This is a genomic window from Streptomyces sp. NBC_00435 (genome assembly GCF_036014235.1).
Taxonomy (GTDB): domain Bacteria; phylum Actinomycetota; class Actinomycetes; order Streptomycetales; family Streptomycetaceae; genus Streptomyces.
This window is the reverse complement of the sequence record NZ_CP107924.1, coordinates 5,491,289-5,517,719: the sequence shown is the minus strand read 5'-3', so window position 1 is coordinate 5,517,719 and position 26,431 is coordinate 5,491,289. Positions and strand designations below refer to the sequence as shown.

Sequence of the window (26,431 nt, the reverse complement as noted above, 5' to 3'; positions counted from 1 at the left end):
TGGGACAAAAGTCCAGTGCCGTGCCCGGGGCGGTGAGCGAATGTACGGGAGAGTGCGGCAGCATGCGGGGTGGGACGAGGACCCGGGTGGGCCCGGGCGAGGAGGTCACGGATGGCGGGGAGCACGCGCTCGCACGGCCGGACGCGGGAGTGGACGTCGCCGTTGAAGCGGATCGGAACCGTCGAGGTGATGGGCCCCTCGATGGCGCCCACTCTGGAGAACGGGGACCAGCTGCTGGTCCGCTACGGGGGCGCCGTGCGGCCGGGCCAGGTGGTGGTGCTGCGCCACCCGTTCCAGCAGGACCTGCTGGTCGTGAAGCGGGCGGCGGAGCGGCGGGCGGGCGGCTGGTGGGTGCTGGGTGACAACCCGTACAACCCGACGGGCGACAGCACGGACTACGGGGCGGTCCCCGACGAGCTCGTGCTGGCGACCGCGCTGGCGCGCTTCCGGCCGCGCCAGCGGCCGGAGCACGCCCCGGAGGATCACCGCTCGCTGAGGGCGTGGCTCTCCTGGGTCTCCTCGGCGCTGCGACCGCTGCGGGCGGACTCCTCGGCCTCCAGCCGCTTGCGGGCGCGGTAGGCGGCGACGTTGGCGCGGGTGGCGCACCGGTCGGAGCAGTAGCGCCGGGAGCGGTTGGTGGAGGTGTCGAGGAAGGCGTTGCGGCAGGGCGAGGCCTGGCAGAGGCCGAGCCGGCCCGGGCCGTGTTCGGTGAGGTGGAACGCCAGTCCGAAGCACGCGATCGCGGCGTAGCCGGCGGAGGCGTTGGAGGGGTGGTCGGCCAGGTGGATGTGCCAGTTGGGGCCGCCGTGCTCACCGATGGTCTCGTGGCCGGAGACCTGGGGGCTCACCGGGAACTCCATGAGCAGGGAGTTCAGCAGGTCGACGGCGAGGACGTGGTCGCCGCCGTCGGCGGCCTCGAAGACGCCGCGAAGCCGGCCGCGGACGTTGCGGAAGCGGGTGACGTCACCGTCGGTGACCCTGCGGGCCATCTGCACGCTGGTGCCGAAGAGTGCGCGGACGGCGTCCACGGAGGTCAGCGAGTCCTTGTTGCGGGCCGGCTCCTCGGTGTTGACCAGGCGCACGGCGTAGTCCGAGTAATGGGCCAGTTCCACTTGTAGTCCTTACGGCTGCGGATTATTGTCTCCGGTAACGGCTGAGACATGTTCGAGGGTATTACGCATGGAGGTTTTCGTGGCGGATACGGCACGCTCTGACACGGCAGGCCCTGACACGGCAGGCCCTGACACGGCAGGCCCTGACACGGCACCGTCCGACTGGCAGGCCTGGCAGGACAGCTGGGACCGTCAGCAGGAGTGGTACATGCCCGACCGCGAGGAGCGGTTCCGGGTGATGCTGGAGATGGTGGAGGCACTGGTCGGCACCGCCCCCCGGGTGCTGGATCTCGCGTGCGGTACTGGAAGTATCACGGACCGCGTCTTCAAGAGGTTCCCGCAATCCACCAGTACGGGAGTCGATCTCGACCCCGCGCTGTTGACGATCGCCCGCGGCCACTTCGCGGGCGACTCCCGCGTCACCTTCGTGACCGCCGACCTCAAGGACCCCGACTGGCGCGCGGCCCTCCCCCACGACTCCTACGACACGATCCTGACGGCAACCGCGCTCCACTGGCTGCCCAGCGAGGACCTCGCCGTCCTGTACGGGCAGCTCGCGCCGCTGCTGCGTCCCGGCGGGGTGTTCATGAACGCCGACCACATGCCCGACCCCGCCACCCCGCGGATCAACGCCGCCGAGCGCGCACACCGGCACGGCGGCATGGACCGGGCGAAGGAGTCCGGCGCGCTCGACTGGCGCGCGTGGTGGGAGCTCGCGGCCGCCGACCCGGTGCTCGCCGAGCCGACCAGGGCCCGCTTCGAGATCTACGGGGAGCACGCCGACGGCGACACCCCGCCGGACTCCTGGCACGCGGCCACGCTGCGCGCCGCCGGCTTCTCGGAGGCCCGTACGGTCTGGCGGTCGCCGTCGGACGGGCTGGTGCTGGGCCTGAAGTAGGCCCGGGCCGACAACGCGTGAGGGGCGGTACGGGAATCCGTACCGCCCCTCACGCGTGGAACGCGGACCGCTTACGCGGCTACAGCACCTTGGACAGGAACGCCTTGGTGCGGTCGTGCTGGGGGTTGCCCAGGACCTCGCGCGGGTGGCCGGACTCGACCACGACGCCGCCGTCCATGAAGACGAGGTTGTCGCCGACCTCGCGGGCGAAGCCCATCTCGTGGGTGACCACGATCATGGTCATGCCCGACTCGGCCAGGTCCCGCATGACGTCGAGGACGTCGCCGACGAGCTCCGGGTCGAGCGCCGAGGTGGGCTCGTCGAAGAGCATCAGCTTCGGCTCCATGGCCAGCGCGCGGGCGATCGCCACGCGCTGCTGCTGGCCGCCGGAGAGCTGCGTCGGGTAGTTCCCGGCCTTGTCGCCGAGGCCGACCCGGTCGAGGAGTTTGACGGCGCGCGCCCGCGCGACCGACTTGCTCTCGCCCTTGACCATGACGGGGGCTTCCATGACGTTCTCGATGGCCGTCATGTGCGGGAAGAGGTTGAAGCGTTGGAACACCATGCCGATGTCCTTGCGCTGCGCCGCGACCTCGCTGTCCTTCAGCTCGTAGAGCTTGTCGCCCTTCTGGCGGTAGCCGACGAGCCGGCCGTCGACCGAGAGCCGTCCGGCGTTGATCTGCTCGAGGTGGTTGATGCACCGCAGGAAGGTCGACTTGCCGGAGCCGGACGGGCCGACCAGGCAGAAGACCTCACGCGGGGCGACCTCCAGGTCGATGCCCTTGAGGATGTGGGCGGTGCCGTAGGACTTGTGGACGCCTTCGGCCTTCACCATGGCAGTCGTCGTCATCAGGCCACCGCCTTGCGGTTCGAGAAGCGGGAGAGATTCGCCTTGATCTTCTGCAGCGGGGTGGGCGGCAGGGATCGCAGCGAGCCGCGCGAGTAGCGGCGCTCCAGGTAGTACTGGCCGACGCTGAACACGCTGGTCAGGGCGAGGTACCAGATCGACGCGACGAAGAACATCTCCATCACCGCGAAGGAGGTGGAGGCGATGTCCTGGGCCGCGCGCAGCAGGTCGAAGTACTGCACGGCGACCACGAGCGACGAGGTCTTGAGCATGTTGATGAACTCGTTGCCGGTGGGCGGCACGATCACCCGCATGGCCTGCGGCAGCACGATCCGGCGCATGGTCTTGGCCTGGGTCATGCCGAGTGCGTGCGAGGCCTCGGTCTGGCCCTCGTCGACCGACTGGATGCCGGCCCGGACGATCTCCGCCATGTACGCGCCCTCGTTCAGGCCGAGGCCCAGCAGGGCGGCCAGGAACGGCGTCATGACCTGGGTCATCTCGTCCTTGTAGAACCCGAGGTTCAGGATCGGGAAGATCAGGGCGAGGTTGAACCAGATGAGCAGCTGCACGTACACCGGGGTGCCGCGGAAGAACCAGATGTAGAACCAGGCGATGGTGCTGGTCACCGGGTTCTTCGAGAGCCGCATCACTGCGAAGAGGACACCGAGCACCAGGCCCAGGGCCATCGAGGCGACGCTGATCCAGATCGTGTTGAACAGACCGCGGATGATGGTGCTGTCGAACAGCTTCTCGGGCACGGTCGCCCAGCGGACGTTGCCCTGCGAGAAGGCGACGGCGAGCGCCACGACCAGGCCGATGACAACGACGGCGCTGACCCAGCGTCCGTAGTGGCGGACCGGGATGGCCTTGATCGCCTCGGGGGGGACGGCCCCGGCCGGCGGGGTGTCCGCCGGTCCCGGGACCTTGTCGAGCTTGTCAGTCACAGTGACTGCCCTTCAGTGTGCTGCGCGGGGCGCGGACGTTACGAGCCTGCGTTGGTCTTGGCCTCGGTAACGGCGCCGGAGCCCGCGTTCCACTTGTCGAGAGCGGCCTTGTACGAGCCGTCCTTGATGATCGCGTCGAGGGCGGCCTTGAGCGCGTCACGCAGCTCGGTGTTCTTCTTGTCCACGGCGATGCCGAAGAGACCGGCGTCGGTCGGGTTGGCGACGGCCTCGAAGTCGTTGCCGCCACCGGCGGTCTGCGCGATGTACGCGGCGACCGGGGAGTCGTTCAGGTCGGCGACGGCGCCGCCGGCCTTCACACGGGTCTGGGCCTCGGCGTCGGTCGGGTAGGACTCGATGGAGACCTCACCCTTGCCGTCCTTCTTGCACTTCTCGGACAGGTCCTTGGCGGCGTCCTCGTAGGTCGTGCCGCGCTGGACGGCGACCTTCTTGCCGCAGAGGTCGTCGAGGGTCTTGATCCCGTCCGGGTTGCCCTTCTTGACCAGGATGCCGGTCGAGGCGGTGAAGTAGTCGACGAAGTCGACGCCGGCACCGGTCTTGGCGCCCTTGTCGTCCAGGCCCTCCTGACGGGCCTTGGTGTCGGTGAGCGAGGACATGACCACGTCGCTGCGGCCCGTCTGCATGCTGCCGATCAGGGTGTCGAAGGTGCCGGACTCGAACTTGAAGGTGACGCCGAGCTGCTTGCCGAGCGCCTCGGCGACGCCGGGGTCGACACCGACGATCTTGCCGCCCTCGGTGAATTCCATCGGGGCGTAGGTGGCGTCCGTGCCGACCTTGATGACACCCGCGTCCTGGATCTTCTTGGGCAGCTTGGAGAACAGCGGGGCGCTGTTCGCCTTGCCCGACGGCGTGGCCGCGGAACCCTTGTCCGTCTGGTCGCCACAACCGGTGAGGATCAGGGCGCCGGCGACCGCGATGGCACCGACCGCGGCGATCCGGGACCGGGCGGCGGTCGTACGACGGGTGGTGCTAGCGGTCATGAGCTGATTCCTCCGGCAGTGGGGAAAAACGCGTCCGAGAGCGGTCGAGCACGCACCATCGAGTGTCGCGACCTTGTGTGATTACGGCATCTTGCCATTCGGACTGAGACATTCAGGGTGCCCGTCAGGTCAAAATCGGATAACGGACACCCCCCGCCACCCAACAGCCCTGCGGGGAAGGGCCTTCGAGGCCGCATTTAACGCTGCGACCAGGGGTTTTCACCGTAGTTTTTACGGCGCGTCTCGCCTATCGGACGCGAAGGTTTGGACTTTTCGCCAAAACCGGGGCAAGCAACCTATGGTCGAAGGGGAATCGACTCGTCTGGGTGAGTGTTCTTCGGGTAGAACAGATCCTTACACCCCTCATCCGGGGCTCAGGGCGCGCGTGCGGCGCGCCCGCGCGTACGAAACCTCCCACTTCGCGGCGACGGGCCAAACCGTCGACGCGGAGTACGGACGCGGTGCCCGCCCACCCCTTAACCAGGAGTGGCCACCCTCAACGATTCAAAGACTTAAGGGGTTAAGACAGTGGCAGCGGAGATCGTCAATCCTCGCAGCGACAGCGTGACGGACAACAACCCCGATGCGGTGTTCGCACTGCACCGGGGCGGCAAGATGGCCATCGTGGCCACCGTGCCGGTCCACAACAAGGACGACCTGTCCCTGGCGTACACGCCCGGCGTTGCGAAGGTCTGCAGCGCCATTGCCGAGCAGCCCGAGCTCGTTAACGAGTACACCTGGAAGTCCAACGTGGTCGCCGTCGTCACCGACGGTACGGCCGTGCTCGGACTCGGTGACATCGGGCCCGAGGCCTCCCTCCCCGTGATGGAGGGCAAGGCCATTCTGTTCAAGCAGTTCGGTGGAGTGGACGCGGTTCCGATCGCGCTCGCCACCAAGGACACGGACGAGATCATCGAGACCGTGATCCGCCTCGCGCCGTCCTTCGGCGGGGTGAACCTGGAGGACATCTCCGCCCCCCGCTGCTTCGAGATCGAGCGGCGCCTCCAGGAAGCCCTGGACATCCCGATCTTCCACGACGACCAGCACGGCACGGCCATCGTGACGCTGGCCGCCATGCGCAACGCCGCGAAGCTCACCGGTCGCACCCTCGCGGACCTCCGCGCCGTGATCTCGGGCGCGGGCGCCGCGGGCATCGCGATCGCCAAGATCCTCGTGGACGCGGGGATCGGCGACGTGTGCGTCACCGACCGCAAGGGCGTCGTCTCCGCCGACCGCTCCGACCTGACGGACGTCAAGGCGGAGATCGCGGGCCTGACGAACAGGACCGGCCAGACCGGTTCCCTGGAGAGCGCCCTCGCGGGCGCGGACGTCTTCATCGGCGTCTCCGGCGGTACGGTCCCCGAGGCCGCGGTGGCGACGATGGCGAAGGACTGCTTCGTCTTCGCCATGGCCAACCCGAACCCGGAGGTCCACCCCGACGTCGCGCACAAGTACGCGGCGGTCGTGGCCACGGGCCGCTCGGACTTCCCGAACCAGATCAACAACGTGCTGGCGTTCCCGGGCATCTTCGCGGGCGCGCTGAAGGTCCGCGCGACCCGGATCACCGAAGGCATGAAGATCGCCGCCGCCGACGCCATCGCCGGCGTCGTGGGTGACGAGCTCGCCGCCGACTACGTGATCCCCTCGCCGTTCGACGCGCGCGTCGCGGAGGCCGTCACCGCGGCCGTCGCCGCCGCCGCCAAGGCGGACGGCGTGGCCCGCCTGTAACGCCGCACTCGCTGTACGAAGTGGGGCCCGCCGGAACCATCCGGCGGGCCCCACTCGCGTCCGCCCGGACCTGCGGCCCCGCGACCCGGCCCTGGATCCCGGCGCTACCGAACGGTAGCCTCGCCGCCATGTTCGCTGCCTACGCCGCCCGAATCGACCGTGACCAGCCGCTGAGCGGCCTCGAGCTGGGCGACCGCCCCGCTCCACAGGCCCGCCCCGGCTGGGTGACCGTGAACGTCAAGGCCGCCTCCCTCAACCACCACGACCTCTGGTCGCTGCGCGGAGTCGGCCTCGGCGAGGAGAAGCTCCCCATGATCCTCGGCTGCGACGCCGCCGGGATCGACCAGGACGGCAACGAGGTCGTCCTGCACTCCGTCATCGGCCAGACCGGCCACGGGGTCGGCCCCGACGAGCCCCGCTCGATCCTGACCGAGCGCTACCAGGGCACCTTCGCCGAGCAGGTCACCGTCCCCGCCTGGAACGTCCTGCGCAAGCCCGCCGTGCTCTCCTTCGAACAGGCCGCCTGCCTGCCCACCGCGTGGCTCACCGCCTACCGCATGCTCTTCACCAACGCCGGTGTCCGCCCCGGCGACTCCGTCCTGGTCCAGGGCGCGGGCGGCGGAGTCGCCACCGCCGCCATCGCCCTCGGCAAGGCGGCGGGCCTGCGGGTCTTCGCGACCAGCCGGGACGAGGCCAAGCGCAAGCGTGCGATCGAACTGGGCGCGGTGGAGGCCTACGAGCCCGGCGCGCGGCTCCCCCAGCGGGTCGACGCCGTCATCGAGACGGTCGGCGCGGCCACCTGGTCGCACTCCGTCAAGTCCCTGCGCCCCGGCGGCACCCTGGTCATCTCCGGGGCCACGAGCGGCGACCGCCCCGCGCACGCCGAGCTGACCCGGATCTTCTTCCTGGAACTCAAGGTGGTCGGCTCGACGATGGGCTCGAAGGACGAGCTGGAGGACCTGCTGTCCTTCTGTGCGGCGACCGGGGTCCGTCCGGTGATCGACGAGACGCTGCCGCTGGACCGGGCCCGCGAGGGCTTCGAGAAGCTGGAGTCGGGCGACGTGTTCGGAAAGATCGTCCTCACGACGTGACCACCGGTCACACCCACCAGCCACGCCCGCCGAGCACGACCGTGACCACGGCCGTCAACCACAGTTGACAACCTCTCGATCGTCAACCTAAATTGACATCCATGACGGAAGCTACCGATCTCGCCGAGCGGGCCGGTGACCGTGACCCGCGTGTGGGCCTGCGTGCCGTGGCCGCCCTCCGACGGCTGCTGGAGCAGTTGGAGGCCGTACAGGTACGCGGCGCCCGCGCGCAGGGCTGGTCCTGGCAGGACATCGCGGCCGAGCTGGGCGTCAGCCGGCAGGCCGTACACAAGAAGCACGGGAGGCTCTGATGTTCGAACGCTTCACCCAGGACGCGCGCTCCACGGTCTCCGGGGCGGTCGCGGAGTCCCAGCGGGCCGGGGCCGCGGTGGTCACCGAGGAGCACCTGCTCCTCGCGCTGCTCGCGCTGGGCGCCCTCGACCCCCTGGGCGTCGACCGGGCCGCGATCGCCGCCGGTCTCGCCGCGGCCCGCCGCCGGGGCGGCATGTCCAAGGCGGACGAGGAGGCCCTCGCGGGGCTCGGCATCGACCTCACGGAGATCGTCTCCCGCGTCGAGGAGACCCACGGCGAGGGCGCCATGTCGGCGCCGGCCCCCTCCCCCGGACGCCGCACCGGCCGCACCCGCTTCACCCCGGGTGCGAAGAAGGTCCTGGAACAGTCCCTGCGCATCGCCCTGGGCCGCAAGGACCGGCACATCTCCACCCTCCACCTCCTCCTCTCCCTCCTCTCCCGCCCCGGCACGCCCGCCGAGGTCCTCGCCGAGCACGGGGTCACCTACGCCCGGGCCGAGGCAGCCCTGACCGTCTGAGAAACACGGAACCCCCGCGCGAAGGGCGCGGGGGTTCCGTATGTGCGTGCGTACTGCGTGCGTACCGCGTGCGTACGCGCATCCGGCGTTCCGGCGCCGTCCGTACGGGCGGTCCAGGACGGTCTAGGCCCGGGGGCCGAAGTTCGCGGCGATGCGGGAGGCCGCGGCTGCCAGGTGCGTACGGGTCTGCGACAGCTGGGCCGCGGTGACGCCCTGGTCGCGGGCCGCGTCGCGGATGTCGTCGCGGAAGCGGTCCAGCAGCCGGTCCAGGTCACGGGCCGGGTCGCCCGTCGCGGGCACGTCACGCGCCCAGTCCGGATCGGGAGCCGCGGCCGAGTCTGACGACGGCGCGGAGGGGGCCGACGGGGCCGAGGGGGCGGACGGGGCCGAAGGATCCGCGGGGGCGGACGGGGTCGTGGTCGAGCCGCCGAGCCAGGCTCCCGCCAGGCTGCCCAGGACTCCGCCGGACTTCGCGAACTGCTCCTGCAGCTGCCCGGCGATCCGCTGGACCTCCTCGCGGGCCCGCTCCTGCGCCTCCTTGGCCTGGCGGCGTGCCTGCTGGGCCTCCTCGCGGGCCCGCCGGCTCTCGTCCTTCGCCCGGCGCGCCTGCTCCTTCCATTCGGCCTTGGCCTTGCGGAGCTCCTCCTTGGCGGCCTTCCAGCCCTCGTCCTCCACCTGAGTGGCCGACGCGCTGGCCGCGGCCCGCAGTTCGCGGCGCAGGTCGCCCGCCGCTCCACTCACATCGGCGCGGATCTCGGCGGCCAGCTCCGAGACCGAGTCGCGGATCTCCAGCTCCAGGTCGGCCAGTTCGCCGCCCCGGTCGGCCAGTTCGGCGCGGCCCGCCTCGGTGATCGAGTACACCTTGCGCCCGCCTTCGGTCGCGTGCGTGACCAGGCCTTCGCTCTCCAGCTTGGCGAGGCGGGGGTACACCGTGCCCGCGGAGGGCGCGTACAGCCCCTGGAAACGCTCCTCCAGCAGCCGGATCACCTCGTACCCGTGGCGCGGGGCCTCGTCGAGCAGCTTGAGGAGGTAGAGGCGGAGGCGGCCGTGGGCGAAGACGGGCGGCATGTCAGAGCACCTTCTTGTCGAGCGCGAGGGGGGCGGCCGGGGCGGTCTGCCCGCTCGGTTCAGTCGGGGAGGTCGCGGCCGGGCGGCGCAGCAGCGCGATGGATCCCGAGACGGTGGTGGCGCGCAGCGTACCGGTGCCGGCGCCCAGGGTGCCGGTGATCCGCTTCGCGCCCAGCTGGCCGGAGACCCGCAGGTCCTCGAAAGCGTTGGAGACGCCGCCGGTCGCGGTGTTGGCCTCGACGCGGGCATCTGCCGGGTGCGGGAGGCGGATGGCGACCTGCCCGGAGACGGAGTTGAGGAAGATGTCGACCGGGCGCGGCTCGGGCCGCTCGTCCAGAGCCAGGTCGATGAGCATGTCACCGCTGACGGAGTCGGCCCGGACGTTGCCGACCGCTCCGTCGACCACCGTCAGACCGCCGGACACGGAGTGGAAGCCGAGCTCCCCGGTCACGGCCTGGGCCTCGACGGCGCCGGAGACCGTGTGCGCCTTGACCCTGCCGGAGAGGCCGACGAGCGTGGCGTCGCCGGAGACCCCGTGGATGTCGGTGCCACCGCCGATGCCGGAGACGAAGACGGTGGCGCTGACGCTGGCCAGCTGCACGCGGGTGGCGGCAGGGACGGTGAGGGTCACGCTCGCGCTGCGCTCCCACGCCTTGCGGCCGGAGTCGGAGGAGGACCAGGCCTTCCAGGGCTTGCCCTCGAACCACTTCTTGAACCCTTGGGAGCCGTTCCAGGGAAGGTCCTCGTAGGAGACGGTGAGGACGCCGCCCTCCTGCACCACGTGCAGGGGCGGTCCGTCGACCTCGGACACCTCCAGGCGGGCCGGACCCTCGTCGGCGGCGACCACGTTGACCGTGCCGCCGGCCACGCGGACGCGGACCTCGGTCACCGGCTCCTCGAAGGTGAGCTTCTGTGGTTCGGCGACCGACCACGTCTTCTGCGCTGCCTCTGCCATGGTGCTGATCCTCCTCGGCGTACGTGCACGCAACATATCGCGTCTTCTCCAGAACACGATATATCGCGGTTGTGGGAAGTCAAGCACGTCTCGAAGATCCCAAATCCTCTATTTGGGGCGATTTGCCTTAGCGTGTGGGCATGCCGATCTCCCAGACCACGGCGGGCGGACTGCTGCTCTGCCGCGCAGAGCCCGCCGCCGCCCGCCCCGCCGCGCACATCCTGCGCGAACGCCTGCTACTGGCCCCCGCCGGCGAGTGGAGCGTGCTGGTGCCCGAGGGCAAGCCCTGGGTCGGCGGCGAGGGAACCGTGGCCGAAGTCCTGGCGGGCTGGGGCTCGGCGGTCGCGCTGAGCTCCAACTGGCCGGTGCTGAGCCTGTGGTGGGAGGCCGACCGGACCGGATTCGTCCTCTCCTCGGGTTTCCGCCGGTCGGCGGCGTACGAGTGGGACGCTGCGGGCCGACCGCACGGCGGGCCCGACCCCGGCGCCATGCGGGTGCTGGCGGCTCGGCTCGGGCTGGACCCCGTACTGGACCTGGAGGAACTGGAACGCCTCACCCGCCCCGACGAAGCGGCGGACGGGGACTCCCGGCTGCTCGGCGTCATCGCGCTGCTGGCCCGCGCGGGCCTGGCACTGCCGGCGGGACTCGCCCCGGGGGAGCCGGCCGACCGACTGCGGGAGGCGGCCCGGATCGCGCCGGGCGCGGAACGGGTGGAGTGGTCGGGCTGGCGCGACACGGTACGGGCGGAGCTCGCGGTGGCCGAGGACAGTCCCCTGGGCCCGTGGCTCCGGGGCCCCAAGGCGCGCCTCGCGGGCACGGCCCAACTGGCCGCCGGAGCCCCCCTGATGCTGTGGGCGGCCCGCCGCCGCAGCCCGGGCTGGCTGGCCGCGGGCACCCTCCTGGTGGCACACGGCGCGGGCGCCCTGGCCTACGACCGCGCCCGCCGGGGGGAGTAGGCCCGCACCGCCCGGGCCGCCCCGGCGCAGGCGAACGGAGCCGGGCCTACGCCGCCAGCAGCGGGCTCGCGTGGCGGTGCAGCCAGGCCCGGTACGGCGGCGTCCGCAGCGCCGCTTCGCGGTAGGCCGCGCGGAGGTCTTCGTACAGCCCCTCGTGGCTCCGCGCGTGCGTCCCCGGCCGGGTCGCGAGGAGGAGACGCACGGCGAGCGGGTCCCCCGAGAGCGGCCGGATGGCCATGTCCTCGCGCGGCCCGGAAGTGGGCTGGCAGGGGGCGACGGCCTCGCCGGAGACGATCAGCGAGGTGGCGGTGTGGTAGTCGGCGTGCAGCAGGGGCGGGTCGAGCCCGGCGATCGCGAACACCCTGCGCAGGCCGTCCCACTCGCCGTCCACCGAGGGGTCCACCGTCCACCGGTCGGCGGCGAGGTCCCGCAGCTCGACCACGGGCAGGGCCGCCGCCGGATGGTCCCGGGACATGGACACGAACTGCGGCTCCCGCTCCATCAGCACGCGTAACTCCAGACCGGCCGGCACCCGCAGCGGACTGCCCTCCACCTCGTGCACGAACGCCACGTCGAGCTGGCCCGAAGCCGTCATCCGCAGCAGCGCGTTGGCGGAGACGTCGACCACCAGGTCCGTCTCCGTGTCGGGCAGCCGCCGGTGCAGCCGCCGCAGCCAGCCGGGCAGCGCTCGGCTGGCCGTCGAGCCGATCCGCAGCCGGGGCCCGTGGGACGCCGCCCGCGCCTCCGCGACGAGGGCGGCCATCTCGGCGAGGAGCGGCCGCGCCCGGCCGAGTACCGTGCGCCCGAAGGGAGTCGGCCGGCATCCGGTGCGCTCGCGCAGGAACAGCTCGCCTTCCAGGGCCCGTTCGATACGCCGCAGCTGGGTCGTCAGCGAGGGCTGGCTCACGCCGAGCTGCCGGGCCGCCTTGTGCAGGCTTCCGGCGTCGGCGATGGCGCAAAGAGCGCGCAGGTGCCTGACCTCAAGCTCCATGCCCCAGAGGGTAGGCCGGGCCCAGCTGACCGCACCAGTAACAGGTATCCCCTCGATTCCCGCCATTCTCACGGGAGTCGGTCTTCCGAAAACCTCCTGATAGCCCGGCGTTATCGGGTCCTGACATCATCCGCCGGCCACTCCCGCTCCCGCAGACTCCGGTACCGAACGATCCCCCCCCACCGCACCGGACGAGCAGGAGTTCCCCACATGCGTCACTCCCGCAGGACCACCACCCTGTCCGCCTTCGGCCTCGGCGTCGCCGCCGTTCTCGGCGCCGTCGTCCCGGGTACCGGCGCCGCCGCCGCGCCCGCCGCCGGCGGCCCGGGCACGTACGCCGCCTACGAGCGCTCGCAGGAGAACCAGGCCGCCAACCGCGCCTTCTTCGAGGCCGTGCAGCGCTCGGTGGCCGAGCAGCGCGCCGCCAGCCCGGGCCTGGCCGCCGTGACCGTCACGTACAACACCCGCAACGCGCCGAGCTTCCGCAGCCAGATATCCCGCTCCACGCAGATCTGGAACGGCTCGGTGACCAACGTCAAACTGCAGGAGGTGTCCTCGGGCGGCAACTTCTCGTACTACGAGGGCAACGACTCGCGCGGTTCCTACGCGAGCACGGACGGCCACGGCCGGGGCTACATCTTCCTCGACTACCGCCAGAACCAGCAGTACAACTCCACCCGCGTGACGGCCCACGAGACCGGCCACGTACTGGGCCTGCCGGACCACTACTCGGGTCCGTGCAGCGAGCTGATGTCGGGCGGCGGCCCCGGCACCTCCTGCCAGAACACCAACCCGAACTCCGCCGAGCGGGCGCGCGTGAACCAGCTGTGGGCCAACGGCCTCGTCGCGTCGGGTCTGGACACGAAGGGCTGATCCACCGGCCCCCGCCGGCCCGCGTCCGCTAATCCTCGGCGGGAACGTACTGCGGGCACTCCGGGTTCCCGCAAGGACCCGCGGTCCATTCCGGGATGAAGATCCCCAGAGATTTGCGCCGCCTGAGCACCGTGTCGACGGGGCTCCCGCAGGCCGGGCACGACTGCTGCTCGTGTCCGGCCCGCGGGGCGACCGTCCCGTGCGCTTGCTGTTCCCGCTGTTCCCGTTCACCGGCCATACCTCCACGGTAGGCCGGTTCCGCGGGTTTGGGGGTCCGCAGGGCCTCGGGACCACCGGGGCCGCCGGATCAGCGCGGCTTTCGCCACATCGGCCACATCAGCGGCCCGTCCGGCAGCCGCACCGCCTCGCCCGTGAACTCCCAGCCCAGCCGCTCGTACAGCCCCTTGCTGCGCTCACTGCTCGCCTCCAGGTACGCCGGCACGCCCTCGCGGTCGCACCGCTCCAGCACCGGCCGCATCAGCTCGGTGCCCAGACCCTCGCCCTGCCGGGCCGGGTCGACCGCGATCATCAGCAGGTACTCGTGCTCCTCCGCCGTCGGGTGCGCCTCGCCCGTGAGCCGGCCCACCAGCTCGCAGCGCTCGTTGTCCGGGTCGGCGACGGCCCGCATCTTCGCCGGGATCTCGTCCTCACCCTCCGGCTCGCCCGCCGGGATCCGCAGCCACAGCGCCGCCGCCGAGCCGTCCGCCGCGTAGTCGATCCGGCCCTCGGCCAGTGCGACGTCCACGAAGACGCCCAGGAACTTCCCGTGCACCGCGGCCCGGTGCTCCGGATCCGGGAAGACCCAGCCGCTCACCGGATCCGTGCGGAAGGCCTCGTCGAGGAGCCGCGCCACCGCGTCCCGGTCCGTCTGATCCGCCTGACGTATCTCCAGCCCCACTCGTCATGCCCTTCGCTCGATCATCAACAACCCCGAGCGATCCTAGAGTTGGGCCACAACGACGGAAAGGCCCGTTCCGGCATCATGTGGATGCCGGAACAGGCCTTGTCGCGTCAGGTGGTCCGGCGCGTCACATGGTCCGGCGCGTCACGAACTCCGCCAGCGCCAACAGCCCGCCCGCCGCCGCGAGGTCCGGAACGGCCCGCGACAGCTGCTGAACCGCCCGCCCCATCCGGTCGGCGGCATGGGCCTGCGCCCAGTCCCGCCCGCCGGCCCGCTCCACCGCGGCGGCCGCCCTGCGTACGTCGTCCCCGGTCATGGGGCCCGCGTACAGCTCGGCCAGCTCCTTCCCCGCCACGGTGCCCGAGGTCAGGGCGGCCACGACCGGGAGGGACTTCTTGCGGGCGAGCAGATCGGCCCCGGCGGGCTTCCCGGTGTGGCCGGGGTCCCCCCAGATGCCGATCAGGTCGTCGATGAGCTGGAAGGCCAGCCCGGCCTCCCGGCCGAAGGCGTCCATGGCGTCGACCTCGTCCGGGCCGGCACCCGCGTACAGCGCGCCGAGCGCGCACGCGCAGCCCAGCAGGGCCCCGGTCTTGGCCGTCGCCATGGTCAGGCACTCGTCGAGCGGGACGTGCTGGCGCCGCTCGAAGGCGCAGTCCGCCTGCTGGCCCGCGCACAGCTCGACGATGCAGGCCGCGAGCCGGGCCGAGGCCGCCGCCGAGGCCGGGTGCGGGTCCTCGGCGAGCAACCGCAGCGCGAGCGCCATCATGGCGTCGCCGGTGATGATCGCGTCCGGTATCCCGAAGACCGTCCAGGCCGTCGACCGTCCGCGCCTGCGCACGTCCTTGTCGATCACGTCGTCGTGCAGCAGCGTGAAGTTGTGCGCCAGCTCCACGGCCACCGCCGGCCGTACGGCGTCCCCGGTTTCACCGTCCCCCCGCAGGGCCTGCGCGGCGGTGAGCACCAGGGCGGGCCGGATGGCCTTGCCGGCGTTGCCCGCAGCCGGGGTGCCGTCCTCGTGCTCCCATCCGAAGTGGTACATCGCCACGCGCCGCATCGAGCCGGGCAGGCTCTCGACGGTCCGGCGCAGTTCCGGGTTGACCGTTTCTCTTGTCCGCTCCAGCAGGGCGGCGGCTTCCTGCCCCTCGTCGGTGGTGATCGCCTCAGTGGTCGACATGGCGTGTCCGTCCCCTCCTGTCCCGTCCCCGGTGCTCTGGCACGGCCGGCTCAGCGCCAGCGGGCGATCTCGACGTTCTCCAGGACACCGAGCGCGTCGGGCACCAGCACGGCGGCGGAGAAGTAGGTGGTGACGAGGTACGAGATGATCGCCTGCTCGCTGATCCCCATGAACCGCACCGAGGTGCTCGGCTCGATCTCGTCCGGGATCCCGGGCTGGTGCAGGCCGATCACGCCCGACTCGTCCTCGCCGGTGCGCATGCAGAGGATGGACGTCGTACGGGCGTCACTGATCGGGATCTTGTTGGACGGGAACATCGGGACCCCGCGCCAGGAAGGCACGCGGTGCCCGCCGATCTCGACCGACTCCGGGTACAGCCCGCGCTTGTTGCACTCGCGGCCGAAGGCGGCGATGGCCTTGGGGTGCGCGAGGAAGAACTTGGAGCCGCGCCGCATGCTCAGCAGCTGGTCCATGTCGTCGGGGCTGGGCGCGCCGTCGTGGGGCTGGATGCGCTGGTCGTAGTCGGCGTTGTGCAGGAGGCCGAAGTCGCGGTTGTTGAGCATCTCGTGCTCCTGGCGCTCGCGCAGCGCCTCGACCGTGAGCCGCAACTGCTGCTCGGTCTGGTTCATCGGCTGGTTGTACAGGTCGGCGACGCGGGTGTGGACACGCAGGACCGTTTGCGCAATGGAGAGTTCGTACTCGCGCGGGCGGGCCTCGTAGTCCACGAAGGTGCCCGGGAGCACGGCCTCGCCCTGGTGGCCGGCGGAGAGCTCGATCGCGGCCTCGCCGTACTTGTTGGTGTGCTGCTCGGGCTGGGCCCGTACGGAGTTCACGTGCTCCCGCAGCGATTCGACCCGGTCGGCGAGGAGCTGGAAGTCCTGTCGGGAGAGGACGAGCGCGGTACCGGCGGTGGCGGCGCGGGCGGTGTACTCCCAGATGGCCTCCTCGTCGACGAGGGAGTCCTCGCCGAAGTAGGCCCCATCGGCGACGGTCTGCAGGACGGCGTCGTCACCGTACGGGCCGGTGCCGATCTGGTCGACGCGGCCGTGGGCGAGCAGGAACACCTTGTCGGCGGGGCTGCCGAAGGAGGTGAGCTCCTGGCCCGCTTCGAAGTCGACCTGGTGGCAGCGGGCGGCGAGTTCGGTCAGGACATCGGGGTCGTCGTAGTCGCGCAGCAACGGGAGCTCGCCCAGCTCCGCCGGGATCACCTGCACCTGCGTGCCGGTCTTGATGAACTCCACGCGTCCGTCGCCGACCGAGTAGCTCAGCCGCCGGTTGACCCGGTACGTACCGCCCTGCACGGACACCCACGGGAGCATCTTCAGGAGCCACCGCGAGGTGATCTCCTGCATCTGCGGCGCGGACTTGGTCGTGGTTGCCAAGTTCCGCGCGGCCGAAGTTCCCAGACTGCGCTGCGGTGCCTGGGTCTCGGATCCGGAACCTGCCTGGACCGACATGTGCTTCCCCTTCGATCACTCCATGAATCTGCGGGACGGAAGCTTTCCAGTACGGAGCGTGGTGGGACCATTACACAAAAGGGTGGGACTACTCCGTCCGTGGCTGGGCACCCTTCTGAGTCACCCCCATCTCAGGAGGTGACCCGAACCCCACGTGTTTCAGCCACCCGCGCGACATCCGCACGACATCGGGTCTTTTAATTTGCACGGAGGATGCAACTTTTCTACGGTGGACGCATGCGGCTGACCCGATTCACCGACCTGGCGCTGCGCGTCCTGATGCGCCTGGCCGTCGAGGAGACGGACCTCCCCACCACGCGTGACGTGGCGGCGACCATGGAGGTCCCGTACACGCACACCGCCAAAGTGGTCGCCAAGCTGCAGCATTTCGGCCTGGTCGAGGCCCGCCGCGGACGCGGGGGCGGGCTCACCCTGACCCCCGCCGGCCGCGGCGCCTCGGTGGGCGGGCTGATCCGCGAACTCGAGGGCGCCGGTGACGTCGTGGACTGCGACGGCACCGCACCGTGCCCACTGCGCGGCGCGTGCGTCCTGCGCGGCGCGCTGCGCCGGGCCCAGGAGGCCTTCTTCGCCTCGCTGGACCCCCTGACGGTGAACGACCTGGTCGCAGCGCCGACCGGCCCGCTCCTGCTGGGCATTTCGGGCGGATCGACGGGGGCCGGAAGGCCCTGACGACGGGGGCCGGATGGCCGGTTCGCACCGGTGGGCGGCCCGCATAGCCTGACTACGACGGGATCTTCGAACGAAAGTCCGCACCGCGGCGGACCCTCGTAAGCCCGCCATTTCAAATAGGCATCTGATATGCCAGTTTCACGAACACCCCTACGCGAGGAGCCCCCGATGCTTTCCGAGAAGTCGACCGCGACCGTTAGAGCCACCCTCCCCGCCGTGGGCGCGGCGATCGGCGACATCACGGAGCTCTTCTACGGGAAGCTGTTCGCGGCCCACCCCGAGCTGATCCGGGACCTGTTCAACCGCGGCAACCAGAACGCGGGCCTGCAGAAGCAGGCCCTCGCCGGCTCCATCGCCGCCTTCGCGACCCACCTCGTGGCCCACCCCGACACCCGCCCCGACGTGATGCTGGGCCGGATAGCCCACAAGCACGCCTCCCTCGGCGTCACCCGTGAGCAGTACCCCGTCGTCCACAAGTACCTCTTCGAGGCCATCGTGGAGATCCTCGGCGAGGCGGTCACCCCCGAGGTCGCCGAGGCCTGGGACGAGGTCTACTGGCTGATGGCCAACGCCCTCGCCGCCATCGAGGAACGTCTCTACGCCGAGCAGCGGGTCGTGGCCGGTGACGTCTGGCGCGACTGGACCGTCGCCGCCCGCGTCGAGGAGACCGAGGACTGCACCACCTTCCACCTCACCCCCGCCGACGGCGCCCCCGCGCCCGGCTTCAAGCCCGGCCAGTACGTCTCCGTCCAGGTCGAACTCGCCGACGGAGCCCGCCAGATCCGCCAGTACAGCCTCTCCAGCGCCCCCGGCTCACCGGTCCGCTCCATCACCGTCAAGCGCGTCCACGGACCTGCCGCCAACGGCCCCGACGGCGAGGTCTCCAACCACCTGCACGCCCGCGTCCGCACGGGCGACACCCTGCGCGTCTCCACGCCCTACGGCGACCTGATCCTCCGGGACTCCACCGCACCGGTCGTCCTCGCCTCGGCCGGAATCGGCTGCACCCCGATGCTCTCGATGCTGGAGCACCTGACCGACACGGGCCACTCCGCCCCGGTCACCGTCCTGCACGCCGACCGGTCCCCCGCCGATCACGCCCTGCGCACCGACCACCGCGCCCTGACACACAAGCTCCCCGACGCCTCGGCGCACTTCTGGTACGAGACCGACGCGGAGCCCGGCGACAACGAGGGCCGCCTCGACCTCACCACCGTCCCCGTCGCCCCCGGGACCGAGGCCTACCTCTGCGGCCCCCTGCCCTTCATGCGCGCGGCCCGCGAGCAGCTCATCGCCAAGGGCGTGGCTCCGGCCGACATCCACTACGAGGTCTTCGGCCCCGACCTGTGGCTCGCCTCGGCGTAACCCCCTGCGCCCCACCCTGCTCCCCTTGCGCCCTTGCGGCGGAATGGCCGCCTCCACTACACGTTGGGTGATCAGTCACTCACACACCGTGAAGGAGGCGGCCATGTCCGCACCCATGTCCGCGGACCGGTTCATCGGGGCCCTGCGGGCCGAGGGCCTGACGGTCGTCGAGGTGGGCGCCTGGCGTACCCACAACCGCGACCACAAGGGGCCCTGGGGCCCGGTGAACGGGGTGATGATCCACCACACCGTCACGCACGGGACCGCGTACACCGTCCAGCTCTGCCGCGACGGCGACGAGGCCCTGCCCGGCCCGCTCTGCCACGGCGTGATCACCAAGGACGGCCGGGTCCACCTGGTCGGCTACGGCCGCGCCAACCACGCGGGCGCGGGCGACTCCGACGTCCTGGCGGCGGTCGTCGCGGAGAAGCGCCTCCCCCCGGACCGCCAGGCCGACACCGACGGCAACCGCCACTTCTACGGCTTCGAGTGCGAGAACCTCGGCGACGGCGAGGACCCCTGGCCGCCGGCCCAGCTCGACGCGATGGCCCGCGCCGCGGCCGCCGTGTGCCGGGTCCACGGCTGGACCGCCCGCTCGGTCATCGGCCACCTCGAATGGCAGCCGGGCAAGATCGACCCGAAGGGCTTCACGATGGACTCGATGCGCACCCGCGTCGAGGAGCGCCTGAAGTAGCCCCCGGACCGGCCACGAGCCCGGCGCACCTCGCGTGGTGGTCGGGCTGCGGCGCCCCGGGAACGCGAGCGCGAGCGCGGGCGGCACACAATGGGTGGGTGGAACGTCCAGCCGACTCCGACCCCGACCTGATCCTGCGGCCCCGGCCGCCCTCGCCGCTCCAGGAGGTCCGCGACCAGCGCTTCGAGCGGCACGGCGTACGGCTGGTGCTGAAGCGGGACGACCTGGTCCACCCGGAGCTGCCCGGCAACAAGTGGCGCAAGCTCGCGCCGAATCTGCGGGCCGCCCTCGCGGGCGGGTACCCGGGGCTCGTGACCTTCGGCGGGGCGTACTCGAACCACCTCAGGGCCACCGCTGCGGCCGGCCGGCTGCTGGGGCTGGGGACCGTCGGGATCGTACGGGGGGACGAGCTCGCGGGGCAGCCGCTCAACGACTCGCTGGCCCGGTGCGCGGCCGACGGCATGCGGCTGCACTTCGTCACCCGGTCGGCCTACCGGGACAAGGCGGGACTGCCTGCGCAGGCCGGCGCGGGGGACGCGTACGTGGTTCCGGAGGGCGGCAGCAACGCGCTCGCGCTGCACGGCTGCGCCGAGCTGGGGCGCGAACTGCGCGGCGGCTGCGACGTGGTCGCGGTCGCCTGCGGAACCGGGGGCACGCTCGCCGGGCTGGCCGCGGGACTGGCCGCGGACCAGCGGGCGGTGGGCGTACCCGTGGTCGGGGGCGGCTTCCTGGAGGCGGAGATACATTCCCTCCAGGCAGCGGCGTTCGGCGGGCCGGCGGGCGCCTGGTCCCTGGCCGAGGGCTACGCCCACGGCGGCTACGCCCGGGTCCCCCGCGAGCTGGAGGCCTTCGCGGCGGACTTCGAGTCCCGCCACGGCCTGCCGGTGGAGCGGATCTACGTGGCGAAACTCCTCTGGGCCCTGCACGCCCTGACCGGCGCCGGCTCCTTCCCCCGGGGCACCACCCTGACGGCGGTGGTCACGGGCCGCCCGTAGGCCGGTCCGGTACCCGCGTGCGCTACGCGCTCTCCTCGCGGTAGGCGGCCGCTTCCTCCAGGTCCAGGCGGCGCAGCAGGGCGCGGAGCATTTCGTCGTCGATGCGGCGGGCGTCGCGCAGGGACACGAAGACCTCGCGTTCCGCCGCGATCATCTCCCCCGCCAGCCGGCGGTAGACGTCGTCCGCGGACTCGCCGGTCACCGCGTTGACCTCCCCCAGCCGCTCCCAGACCGCGTTGCGCCTGCGCTCCAGCACCGTCCGCAGCCGGTCCGCCAGTGGTGGCGGGAGGGCGTTCGCCGGGGAGGCCAGCAGCTCCGTCAGGAGGTCCTCCGCCGCCCGCGAGGCCTCGCTCTGGGCCTGTGCCTCCGCCAGGGTCTCCGCGTGCAGGTCCCGCGCGGGCAGCTTGAGGAGCCGGATCAGCGGCGGCAGCGTCAGGCCCTGCACCACCAGCGTGCCGATCACGGTGGTGAAGGTGAGGAACAGGATCAGGTTCCGGTGCGGCACGCCGACCGGCACGGAGAAGGCGATCGCCAGCGAGACCACCCCCCGCATCCCGGCCCAGCCCACGACGACCGGCGCCTTCCAGTTCGTCTCCGGCTCCCGGTCCCGGATCCGCGCGGAGAGCCGCGGCAGGAAGGTGGCCGGGAACACCCATGCGAAGCGGGCCGCCACCACGACGGCGAAGACGACCAGCGCGTAGCCCGCCGCGGCCAGGCCCTCGTACTCCCCCAGCCCCTTCAGCACCACCGGCAGCTGGAGCCCGATCAGCGCGAAGACCACCGATTCGAGGATGAAGGCGACCACCTTCCAGACCGCCTCCTCCTGGAGCCGGGTCGCGAAGTCGACCTGCCAGTTTCGGTGCCCCAGGTACAGCGCGACGACCACGACCGCGAGGACTCCCGAAGCGTGCACCCGCTCGGCCGCCGCGTAGGCCACGAACGGGATCAGCAGCGACAGCGTGTTCTGCAGAAGGGGTTCGCGCAGCCGTTTGCGCAGGACGTGGATCGGGACCATCAGGAGCAGGCCCACCCCGATCCCGCCCACCGAGGCCAGCAGGAACTCCGCGATCCCGCCCGCCCAGCCGGTGCTCGCCCCGACCGCCGCCGCCAGCGCGACCTTGTACGCGGTGATCGCGGTCGCGTCGTTGACGAGGGACTCGCCCTGCAGGATGGTCGTGATGCGGTTCGGCAGCCCGAGCTTGCGGGCGATGGCGGTCGCCGCGACCGCGTCGGGCGGGGCGATGACCGCCCCCAGCACCAGCGCCACCGGCAGCGACAGGCCCGGCACCACCAGGTACGCCACGTACCCGACGGCGACGGTCGCGAAGAGCACGTAGCCCACCGAGAGCAGCGCCACCGGCCTCAGGTTCGCCCGCAGGTCCAGGTACGAGCTGTCGACCGCGGCCGTGTACAGCAGTGGCGGGAGCAGCAGCGGCAGCACGATGTGCGGGTCCAGACCGTACGGCGGCACGCCCGGCACGTACGCCGCGACCAGCCCCGCCGCGACCAGCATCAGCGGCGCCGGCACCGGGGTGCGGCGGGCCGCGCCTGCCACCACCGCACAGCCGGCGACCAGGGCCACCAGCGGCAATACCTCCATCGAAGATCATCCTCGCTTGGTCGTGTCGTCCCCGGGCGCCCGTACCTCAGTACGCTGGCCATCATGAGCGAGTGCACCCACGTTCCCGAACTGCCGCGCCCCGAGCCCGTCCCGCTTGCCCAGACCTGCCCCGAATGTCTGGCGCTCGGCAGTCACCCCGTCCAGCTGCGCATGTGCCTGTGGTGCGGGCATGTCGGCTGCTGCGACTCCTCGCCCCACCGGCACGCCACGGCGCACCACCGGGAGACGGGTCATCCGGTGATGCGCAGCTTCGAACCGGGCGAGACCTGGCGCTGGTGTTTTGTCGACGGTTCGATCGTGTGAGGCGGGGTAGATCAACCCTCCGCCGGTTCCCCTGATTTGGGCCCGCAGACCCCTAGCCACTGTGCGTCCCCATGGGCTTACCATCAGTCACTGGTCGCAGGCACGGCCCTTCGGCCAGCTATGTTCGACGGGGTTCGCGCGCTCCGTCAGGGGTACCGCGACACGATCGCCCGGATCGCGATAGCGTCACCGGCGAACAGAGCTCGTACCACCTTGGAGGTGAGGGTGTCCCAGATCGCAGGCGAGCCCGGGACCCAGGACTTCGTGGAAGTCCGGCTGCCCGCTGCGGGTGCCTACCTGTCCGTGCTGCGGACGGCCACGGCCGGCCTCGCAGCACGTTTGGACTTCACTCTCGACGAGATCGAGGACCTCCGCATCGCGGTGGACGAGGCCTGCGCGATCCTGCTCCAGCAGGCCGTGCCCGGCTCCGTCCTCAGCTGCGTCTTCCGCTTGGTGGACGATTCGCTGGAGGTGACCGTCTCCGCCCCGACCACCGACGGCCGGGCCCCGGAGCGCGACACGTTCGCGTGGACGGTCCTCTCGGCGCTGGCCGGGAAGGTCGAGGCCACGGTCGAGGAGAACAAGACGGTGAGCATCAGCCTCTACAAACAGCGCGGCGCGGGACCAGGCCCGGCGTGAGCGGCGGGGAGGTCCCAGTGCGGGGCGGGGATCGGCCCCGGGCACGGCACGAGGTCGACGGTGGCATTCCGGAGCAGCAGCACGCCCGGCCGCACCCGGCTGACACGGATGCGGAAAACGGCTTTTTGGACTCGGCGGAGCGACGGGCGGGCCCTGTGAGCGAGAACCAGCACGACCAAACACTGCCGGTCCAGCCACCGGGGGCCGCTGCCACGGCCCCGGCGGCCCCGGCCGCGAACACACCACCGGGTGCGGACATCCCTGCCGCGGGCATCCCCGGGGTCCTCCAGGCTCCGGTGTTCACCGCGCCGGCGCCGCTGCCGGATCCACGCGACCGCAGTGGCGCGCGAGCCTTGTTCATCGAGCTGCGGGAACTGCCCGACGGCTCGCCGGAGAAGGCGGAGCTGCGCAACCGGCTCGTACGGATGCACCTGCCGCTGGTGGAGCACCTGGCCCGGCGCTTCCGCAACCGCGGTGAGCCGCTGGACGACCTGACCCAGGTCGCCACCATCGGCCTGATCAAGTCGGTGGACCGCTTCGACCCGGACCGCGGGGTCGAGTTCTCCACGTACGCCACGCCCACCGTGGTCGGCGAGATCAAGCGGCACTTCCGCGACAAGGGCTGGGCGGTACGGGTCCCCAGACGCCTGCAGGAGCTGCGGCTCTCGCTGACCACGGCGACCGCTGAACTGTCCCAGCAGCACGGGCGCTCCCCCACGGTGCACGAACTGGCCGAACGGCTGGGGATTTCCGAGGAGGAGGTGCTGGAGGGTCTGGAATCGGCCAATGCCTACAGCACGCTCTCGCTGGACGTCCCGGACACCGACGACGAGTCGCCGGCGGTCGCGGACACCCTGGGCTCGGAGGACGAGGCGCTGGAGGGCGTCGAGTACCGCGAATCCCTCAAGCCGCTCCTGGAGGGGCTGCCGCCGCGGGAGAAGCGGATCCTGCTGCTGCGGTTCTTCGGCAACATGACCCAGTCCCAGATCGCGCAGGAGGTCGGCATCTCCCAGATGCACGTCTCCCGGCTGCTGGCCCGCACCCTGGCCCAGCTCCGCGAGAAGCTCCTGGTCGAGGAGTAGGCGAGGACCGGGGCGAGCGAGCCGTACGGGCTATCGGGCCTGTTCCCCGGGCCCGATGCCCAGCGCCCCGGTGGCCGTCGGATTCACCAGCAGCGCCACGACGGCCACCGCGGACACCGCCAGGGCCGCCGCGGCGGCGGTCATCGCGCCGCCCGTGGTCCACAGGGTCCACGCCACCGGCAGCGCCATCAGCTGAGTGATCAGTGCCGGGCCGCGGCTCCAGCGGCGGCCCAGGCGCAGTCCGCGCGCCGCGATCAGCGGGAGCGCGGCGAGCACGAGCACCGTGATCCCACCCGTTTCGGCCTGCCTCGGGGAGTCGGGGTCGCCTGCGATGCCCACGTACAGCATGTAGACGCCGAAGCCGGCCAGGGCCAGACCCTCCAGCGCGGTGAGCGCGGCGGCCGCGGTCAGCCGGCGGGGCAGCGTGGCGGGGGCGGCGGACTCGGTGGGGGTGGGCTTCGTACTCACCCCAGCAGGGTAGCCGCGCGCCCCGCACCCCCGTAGGGGACGGGCAGTATGGGCGGCGTGTGAACGGGTCGGTAGGCTGGCGCCCATGCGTGCACTTCTCGTGGCCAACCCAGCAGCGACGACGACCAGTGCGCGCACGCGTGACGTCCTGACCCACGCCCTGGCCAGCGAGATGAAGCTGGAGGCGGTCACCACCGAGTACCGCGGGCACGCACGGGACCTGGGCCGCAGGGCCGCCGAGACCGGTATCGACCTGGTGGTGGCGCTGGGCGGCGACGGCACCGTCAACGAGGTGGTCAACGGACTGCTGCACGAGGGGCCGGATCCGGACCGGCTGCCCGGTCTCGCGGTGGTCCCCGGCGGCTCCACCAATGTCTTCGCCCGCGCGCTCGGCCTGCCCAACGACGCGGTCGAGGCGACCGGCGCCCTGCTCGACGCGCTGCGGGAGCGGCGCGAGCGGACGGTCGGTCTGGGGCTCGCGGCCGGTACCCCCGGCACGGAGGACGAGTCGGTCCCGGCGCGCTGGTTCACCTTCTGCGCGGGATTCGGCTTCGACGCGGGCGTGGTGGGGCGGGTCGAACAGCAGCGCGAACGGGGCAAACGTTCGACGCACGCCCTCTATGTACGACAGCTGGTGCGCCAGTTCTGGGAAGAGCCCAACCGCCGGCACGGCACGATGACGCTGGAGCGGCCCGGCGTGGATCCGGTGACGGACCTGGTGCTGTCGATAGTGTGCAACACGTCACCCTGGACATATCTGGGCAACCGGCCGCTCTACGCCTCTCCGGAGGCGTCGTTCGATACCGCACTTGACGTATTGGCACTGGACCGTTTGTCAACTCCGGCGGTCGCTCGCTATGCGACACAGCTCCTGACCTCGACTCCTGAGCGCGGTCCGCACGGGAAGCATGCGGTGTCTCTGCACGATCTGACGGACTTCACCTTGCATTCGAAGGTTCCACTTCCGTTCCAGATGGACGGAGACCACCTCGGTCTGCGCACCAGCGTTCGGTTCACAGGCGTACGTCGCGCACTGCGTGTGATTGTGTGAGTGGAAGGGCCTAAAGTCCTTTCACTCGAACGTTTACACGCCGGTCCACCCCCACGAAGTAGGGCTGTGACCTAGTAGACACCGACGAATCAAAAAAAACTTTCCGGAAGGGGTTGTATCCCCGTCCGAGGTTTGCGAATCTCTACATGGCGATCGGGACAGCCCGCAGAACCCGGCACCCACACAGACCGCCAGAACCCCTCCACGAATCCCCGACAGCCCAGGGCGAGTTTTTTCCCAAACTGGGCGGTCTCCCTTCCGTCGCGAAGGGATTCGTGAAAGCGTTCACATTCACAAGCAACCTGCCCGCAATACAAGGAGATGGAGCAGCCATGGACTGGCGTCACAACGCCGTTTGTCGTGAGGAAGACCCGGAACTCTTCTTCCCCATCGGCAACACCGGTCCTGCGCTGCTGCAGATCGAGGAAGCCAAGGCCGTCTGCCGCCGTTGCCCCGTCATGGAGCAGTGCCTGCAGTGGGCGCTCGAGTCCGGTCAGGACTCCGGTGTCTGGGGCGGTCTCAGCGAGGACGAGCGCCGCGCAATGAAGCGCCGCGCCGCTCGCAACCGGGCGCGCAACGCCAGCGCCTGATTTCGACTTTCGAGCCTCGAGCCGCAGCGCGTAGTACCCCATATCAGCGCTCAGCAACGTGCTCTTGAACCCCGTACCGAAAACCATTCGGTACGGGGTTCAGTGCTGTCCGGA

General features: G+C 71.1%; 29 protein-coding genes. 17 read left to right on the top strand and 12 right to left on the bottom strand.

What is annotated here, in order from left to right; genetic code table 11:
* Nucleotides 1–189: 189 nt before the first annotated feature.
* Complete coding sequence (gene sodX, locus OG389_RS25470) at nucleotides 190–579, top strand: nickel-type superoxide dismutase maturation protease (RefSeq protein ID WP_443059456.1); 390 nt, start codon at nucleotides 190–192, stop codon at nucleotides 577–579.
* Here sodX and OG389_RS25465 read toward each other — a convergent pair.
* On the bottom strand, nucleotides 483–1,112 hold the full coding sequence (locus OG389_RS25465; RefSeq protein WP_328300765.1) for a CGNR zinc finger domain-containing protein: 630 nt from the start codon (nucleotides 1,110–1,112) through the stop codon (nucleotides 483–485). The two genes, sodX and OG389_RS25465, sit on opposite strands and share 97 nt — an antisense overlap.
* Nucleotides 1,113–1,179: 67 nt before the next feature.
* Between OG389_RS25465 and OG389_RS25460 the strand changes: the two genes are divergently transcribed.
* Nucleotides 1,180–2,010 (top strand): class I SAM-dependent methyltransferase, encoded by an 831-nt coding sequence (locus OG389_RS25460; protein ID WP_443059339.1) that lies wholly within the window; start codon nucleotides 1,180–1,182, stop codon nucleotides 2,008–2,010.
* A 79-nt stretch (nucleotides 2,011–2,089) separates the two neighbouring features.
* Here OG389_RS25460 and OG389_RS25455 read toward each other — a convergent pair whose 3' ends face one another.
* The 3 genes from OG389_RS25455 to OG389_RS25445 are packed head-to-tail and all read right to left on the bottom strand — an operon-like array spanning nucleotide 2,090 to nucleotide 4,796.
* Nucleotides 2,090–2,857, bottom strand: coding sequence for an amino acid ABC transporter ATP-binding protein (locus OG389_RS25455; protein ID WP_328300763.1), 768 nt, complete (start codon nucleotides 2,855–2,857; stop codon nucleotides 2,090–2,092).
* Nucleotides 2,857–3,798, bottom strand: coding sequence for an ABC transporter permease subunit (locus OG389_RS25450; protein WP_443059338.1), 942 nt, complete (start codon nucleotides 3,796–3,798; stop codon nucleotides 2,857–2,859). The genes OG389_RS25455 and OG389_RS25450 overlap by 1 nt, the downstream gene beginning before the upstream one ends.
* A 38-nt stretch (nucleotides 3,799–3,836) precedes the next feature.
* Nucleotides 3,837–4,796, bottom strand: a complete 960-nt coding sequence (locus OG389_RS25445; RefSeq protein WP_328300762.1) for an ABC transporter substrate-binding protein — start codon at nucleotides 4,794–4,796, stop codon at nucleotides 3,837–3,839.
* A 528-nt stretch (nucleotides 4,797–5,324) separates the two neighbouring features.
* On the opposite strand from OG389_RS25445, the gene OG389_RS25440 reads away from it, so the two are divergent.
* The 4 genes from OG389_RS25440 (at nucleotide 5,325) to OG389_RS25425 (ending at nucleotide 8,444) form a co-directional block, all read left to right on the top strand.
* Nucleotides 5,325–6,524, top strand: a complete 1,200-nt coding sequence (locus OG389_RS25440) for an NAD(P)-dependent malic enzyme (RefSeq protein WP_328300761.1) — start codon at nucleotides 5,325–5,327, stop codon at nucleotides 6,522–6,524.
* Between the two features lie 128 nt (nucleotides 6,525–6,652).
* Nucleotides 6,653–7,615, top strand: coding sequence for a zinc-binding dehydrogenase (locus OG389_RS25435; protein WP_328300760.1), 963 nt, complete (start codon nucleotides 6,653–6,655; stop codon nucleotides 7,613–7,615).
* Between the two features lie 101 nt (nucleotides 7,616–7,716).
* Entirely contained in the window at nucleotides 7,717–7,926 is a 210-nt protein-coding gene (locus OG389_RS25430; protein WP_267752007.1) for a helix-turn-helix domain-containing protein, read from the top strand.
* Nucleotides 7,926–8,444 carry a Clp protease N-terminal domain-containing protein gene (locus OG389_RS25425; protein ID WP_328300759.1) on the top strand — a complete coding sequence of 173 codons (519 nt, stop codon included), beginning with the start codon at nucleotides 7,926–7,928 and terminating at the stop codon, nucleotides 8,442–8,444. The genes OG389_RS25430 and OG389_RS25425 overlap by 1 nt, the downstream gene beginning before the upstream one ends.
* 123 nt (nucleotides 8,445–8,567) lie before the next feature.
* Here OG389_RS25425 and OG389_RS25420 read toward each other — a convergent pair whose 3' ends face one another.
* Both OG389_RS25420 and OG389_RS25415 read right to left on the bottom strand, forming a co-directional pair.
* A complete protein-coding gene (locus OG389_RS25420; RefSeq protein ID WP_328300758.1) occupies nucleotides 8,568–9,512 on the bottom strand; it encodes a PadR family transcriptional regulator in 945 nt (314 codons plus the stop codon).
* 1 nt (nucleotide 9,513) lies between these two features.
* Nucleotides 9,514–10,467, bottom strand: a complete 954-nt coding sequence (locus OG389_RS25415; RefSeq protein ID WP_328300757.1) for a DUF4097 family beta strand repeat-containing protein — start codon at nucleotides 10,465–10,467, stop codon at nucleotides 9,514–9,516.
* 146 nt (nucleotides 10,468–10,613) lie between these two features.
* Between OG389_RS25415 and OG389_RS25410 the strand changes: the two genes are divergently transcribed.
* On the top strand, nucleotides 10,614–11,423 hold the full coding sequence (locus OG389_RS25410; protein WP_443059455.1) for a hypothetical protein: 810 nt from the start codon (nucleotides 10,614–10,616) through the stop codon (nucleotides 11,421–11,423).
* A 46-nt stretch (nucleotides 11,424–11,469) separates the two neighbouring features.
* Here OG389_RS25410 and OG389_RS25405 read toward each other — a convergent pair whose 3' ends face one another.
* Nucleotides 11,470–12,414: a LysR family transcriptional regulator gene (locus tag OG389_RS25405; protein ID WP_328300755.1), complete on the bottom strand. Its 945-nt coding sequence runs from the start codon at nucleotides 12,412–12,414 to the stop codon at nucleotides 11,470–11,472.
* 210 nt (nucleotides 12,415–12,624) lie between these two features.
* On the opposite strand from OG389_RS25405, the gene snpA reads away from it, so the two are divergent.
* On the top strand, nucleotides 12,625–13,287 hold the full coding sequence (snpA, locus tag OG389_RS25400; RefSeq protein WP_328300754.1) for a snapalysin: 663 nt from the start codon (nucleotides 12,625–12,627) through the stop codon (nucleotides 13,285–13,287).
* A 307-nt stretch (nucleotides 13,288–13,594) separates the two neighbouring features.
* Here the strand turns inward: snpA and OG389_RS25395 are convergent, their stop codons facing one another.
* From OG389_RS25395 to OG389_RS25385, 3 genes are all read right to left on the bottom strand, one after another.
* Complete coding sequence (locus OG389_RS25395) at nucleotides 13,595–14,185, bottom strand: GNAT family N-acetyltransferase (RefSeq protein ID WP_328300753.1); 591 nt, start codon at nucleotides 14,183–14,185, stop codon at nucleotides 13,595–13,597.
* Between the two features lie 130 nt (nucleotides 14,186–14,315).
* Nucleotides 14,316–15,362 (bottom strand): family 2 encapsulin nanocompartment cargo protein polyprenyl transferase, encoded by a 1,047-nt coding sequence (locus tag OG389_RS25390; protein ID WP_328300751.1) that lies wholly within the window; start codon nucleotides 15,360–15,362, stop codon nucleotides 14,316–14,318.
* A gap of 50 nt (nucleotides 15,363–15,412) precedes the next feature.
* The gene (locus OG389_RS25385; RefSeq protein ID WP_328300750.1) at nucleotides 15,413–16,819 is read right to left on the bottom strand and encodes a family 2B encapsulin nanocompartment shell protein; all 1,407 of its coding nucleotides are present in this window, start codon (nucleotides 16,817–16,819) and stop codon (nucleotides 15,413–15,415) included.
* A 237-nt stretch (nucleotides 16,820–17,056) separates the two neighbouring features.
* Here OG389_RS25385 and OG389_RS25380 point away from each other — a divergent pair, with 237 nt between their 5' ends.
* The 4 genes from OG389_RS25380 (at nucleotide 17,057) to OG389_RS25365 (ending at nucleotide 20,563) form a co-directional block, all read left to right on the top strand.
* Nucleotides 17,057–17,509, top strand: coding sequence for an RrF2 family transcriptional regulator (locus tag OG389_RS25380; RefSeq protein ID WP_328300749.1), 453 nt, complete (start codon nucleotides 17,057–17,059; stop codon nucleotides 17,507–17,509).
* A 168-nt stretch (nucleotides 17,510–17,677) separates the two neighbouring features.
* Complete coding sequence (locus tag OG389_RS25375) at nucleotides 17,678–18,874, top strand: globin domain-containing protein (RefSeq protein ID WP_328300748.1); 1,197 nt, start codon at nucleotides 17,678–17,680, stop codon at nucleotides 18,872–18,874.
* Between the two features lie 103 nt (nucleotides 18,875–18,977).
* Nucleotides 18,978–19,568, top strand: a complete 591-nt coding sequence (locus OG389_RS25370) for an N-acetylmuramoyl-L-alanine amidase (RefSeq protein WP_328300747.1) — start codon at nucleotides 18,978–18,980, stop codon at nucleotides 19,566–19,568.
* A 98-nt stretch (nucleotides 19,569–19,666) separates the two neighbouring features.
* Nucleotides 19,667–20,563 (top strand): 1-aminocyclopropane-1-carboxylate deaminase/D-cysteine desulfhydrase, encoded by an 897-nt coding sequence (locus tag OG389_RS25365; RefSeq protein ID WP_328300746.1) that lies wholly within the window; start codon nucleotides 19,667–19,669, stop codon nucleotides 20,561–20,563.
* Nucleotides 20,564–20,585: 22 nt separating this feature from the next.
* Here the strand turns inward: OG389_RS25365 and OG389_RS25360 are convergent, their stop codons facing one another.
* Nucleotides 20,586–22,163: a Na+/H+ antiporter gene (locus OG389_RS25360; RefSeq protein WP_328300745.1), complete on the bottom strand. Its 1,578-nt coding sequence runs from the start codon at nucleotides 22,161–22,163 to the stop codon at nucleotides 20,586–20,588.
* 63 nt (nucleotides 22,164–22,226) lie between these two features.
* Between OG389_RS25360 and OG389_RS25355 the strand changes: the two genes are divergently transcribed.
* The 3 genes from OG389_RS25355 to OG389_RS25345 all read left to right on the top strand — a co-directional run bounded on the left by OG389_RS25355 (nucleotide 22,227) and on the right by OG389_RS25345 (nucleotide 24,208).
* Entirely contained in the window at nucleotides 22,227–22,487 is a 261-nt protein-coding gene (locus OG389_RS25355; protein WP_328300744.1) for a UBP-type zinc finger domain-containing protein, read from the top strand.
* Between the two features lie 225 nt (nucleotides 22,488–22,712).
* Nucleotides 22,713–23,126, top strand: coding sequence for an anti-sigma regulatory factor (locus OG389_RS25350; protein WP_214949331.1), 414 nt, complete (start codon nucleotides 22,713–22,715; stop codon nucleotides 23,124–23,126).
* The gene (locus OG389_RS25345) at nucleotides 23,123–24,208 is read left to right on the top strand and encodes an RNA polymerase sigma factor SigF (protein WP_328300743.1); all 1,086 of its coding nucleotides are present in this window, start codon (nucleotides 23,123–23,125) and stop codon (nucleotides 24,206–24,208) included. Before OG389_RS25350 ends, OG389_RS25345 begins: the two co-directional genes overlap by 4 nt.
* Nucleotides 24,209–24,238: 30 nt before the next feature.
* Here OG389_RS25345 and OG389_RS25340 read toward each other — a convergent pair whose 3' ends face one another.
* Nucleotides 24,239–24,676, bottom strand: coding sequence for a hypothetical protein (locus OG389_RS25340; RefSeq protein ID WP_328300742.1), 438 nt, complete (start codon nucleotides 24,674–24,676; stop codon nucleotides 24,239–24,241).
* An 85-nt stretch (nucleotides 24,677–24,761) separates the two neighbouring features.
* Here OG389_RS25340 and OG389_RS25335 point away from each other — a divergent pair, with 85 nt between their 5' ends.
* Nucleotides 24,762–25,727, top strand: coding sequence for a diacylglycerol/lipid kinase family protein (locus tag OG389_RS25335; RefSeq protein ID WP_328300741.1), 966 nt, complete (start codon nucleotides 24,762–24,764; stop codon nucleotides 25,725–25,727).
* A gap of 332 nt (nucleotides 25,728–26,059) precedes the next feature.
* Nucleotides 26,060–26,317 (top strand): WhiB family transcriptional regulator, encoded by a 258-nt coding sequence (locus OG389_RS25330; protein WP_003953983.1) that lies wholly within the window; start codon nucleotides 26,060–26,062, stop codon nucleotides 26,315–26,317.
* The last annotated feature ends 114 nt before the right edge of the window (nucleotides 26,318–26,431 follow it).

Coding starts and splice junctions, on each gene's coding strand:
- OG389_RS25425 (WP_328300759.1), top strand. CDS start 7,926: ATGTTCGAACGCTTCACCCAGGACGCGCGCTCCACGGTCTCCGGGGCG.
- OG389_RS25460 (WP_443059339.1), top strand. CDS start 1,180: ATGGAGGTTTTCGTGGCGGATACGGCACGCTCTGACACGGCAGGCCCT.
- OG389_RS25330 (WP_003953983.1), top strand. CDS start 26,060: ATGGACTGGCGTCACAACGCCGTTTGTCGTGAGGAAGACCCGGAACTC.
- OG389_RS25335 (WP_328300741.1), top strand. CDS start 24,762: ATGCGTGCACTTCTCGTGGCCAACCCAGCAGCGACGACGACCAGTGCG.
- OG389_RS25420 (WP_328300758.1), bottom strand. CDS start 9,512: ATGCCGCCCGTCTTCGCCCACGGCCGCCTCCGCCTCTACCTCCTCAAG.
- OG389_RS25455 (WP_328300763.1), bottom strand. CDS start 2,857: ATGACGACGACTGCCATGGTGAAGGCCGAAGGCGTCCACAAGTCCTAC.
- snpA (WP_328300754.1), top strand. CDS start 12,625: ATGCGTCACTCCCGCAGGACCACCACCCTGTCCGCCTTCGGCCTCGGC.
- OG389_RS25405 (WP_328300755.1), bottom strand. CDS start 12,414: ATGGAGCTTGAGGTCAGGCACCTGCGCGCTCTTTGCGCCATCGCCGAC.
- OG389_RS25380 (WP_328300749.1), top strand. CDS start 17,057: ATGCGGCTGACCCGATTCACCGACCTGGCGCTGCGCGTCCTGATGCGC.
- OG389_RS25360 (WP_328300745.1), bottom strand. CDS start 22,163: ATGGAGGTATTGCCGCTGGTGGCCCTGGTCGCCGGCTGTGCGGTGGTG.
- OG389_RS25435 (WP_328300760.1), top strand. CDS start 6,653: ATGTTCGCTGCCTACGCCGCCCGAATCGACCGTGACCAGCCGCTGAGC.
- OG389_RS25390 (WP_328300751.1), bottom strand. CDS start 15,362: ATGTCGACCACTGAGGCGATCACCACCGACGAGGGGCAGGAAGCCGCC.
- OG389_RS25385 (WP_328300750.1), bottom strand. CDS start 16,819: ATGTCGGTCCAGGCAGGTTCCGGATCCGAGACCCAGGCACCGCAGCGC.
- sodX (WP_443059456.1), top strand. CDS start 190: ATGGGCCCCTCGATGGCGCCCACTCTGGAGAACGGGGACCAGCTGCTG.
- OG389_RS25415 (WP_328300757.1), bottom strand. CDS start 10,467: ATGGCAGAGGCAGCGCAGAAGACGTGGTCGGTCGCCGAACCACAGAAG.
- OG389_RS25430 (WP_267752007.1), top strand. CDS start 7,717: ATGACGGAAGCTACCGATCTCGCCGAGCGGGCCGGTGACCGTGACCCG.
- OG389_RS25370 (WP_328300747.1), top strand. CDS start 18,978: ATGTCCGCACCCATGTCCGCGGACCGGTTCATCGGGGCCCTGCGGGCC.
- OG389_RS25355 (WP_328300744.1), top strand. CDS start 22,227: ATGAGCGAGTGCACCCACGTTCCCGAACTGCCGCGCCCCGAGCCCGTC.
- OG389_RS25375 (WP_328300748.1), top strand. CDS start 17,678: ATGCTTTCCGAGAAGTCGACCGCGACCGTTAGAGCCACCCTCCCCGCC.
- OG389_RS25445 (WP_328300762.1), bottom strand. CDS start 4,796: ATGACCGCTAGCACCACCCGTCGTACGACCGCCGCCCGGTCCCGGATC.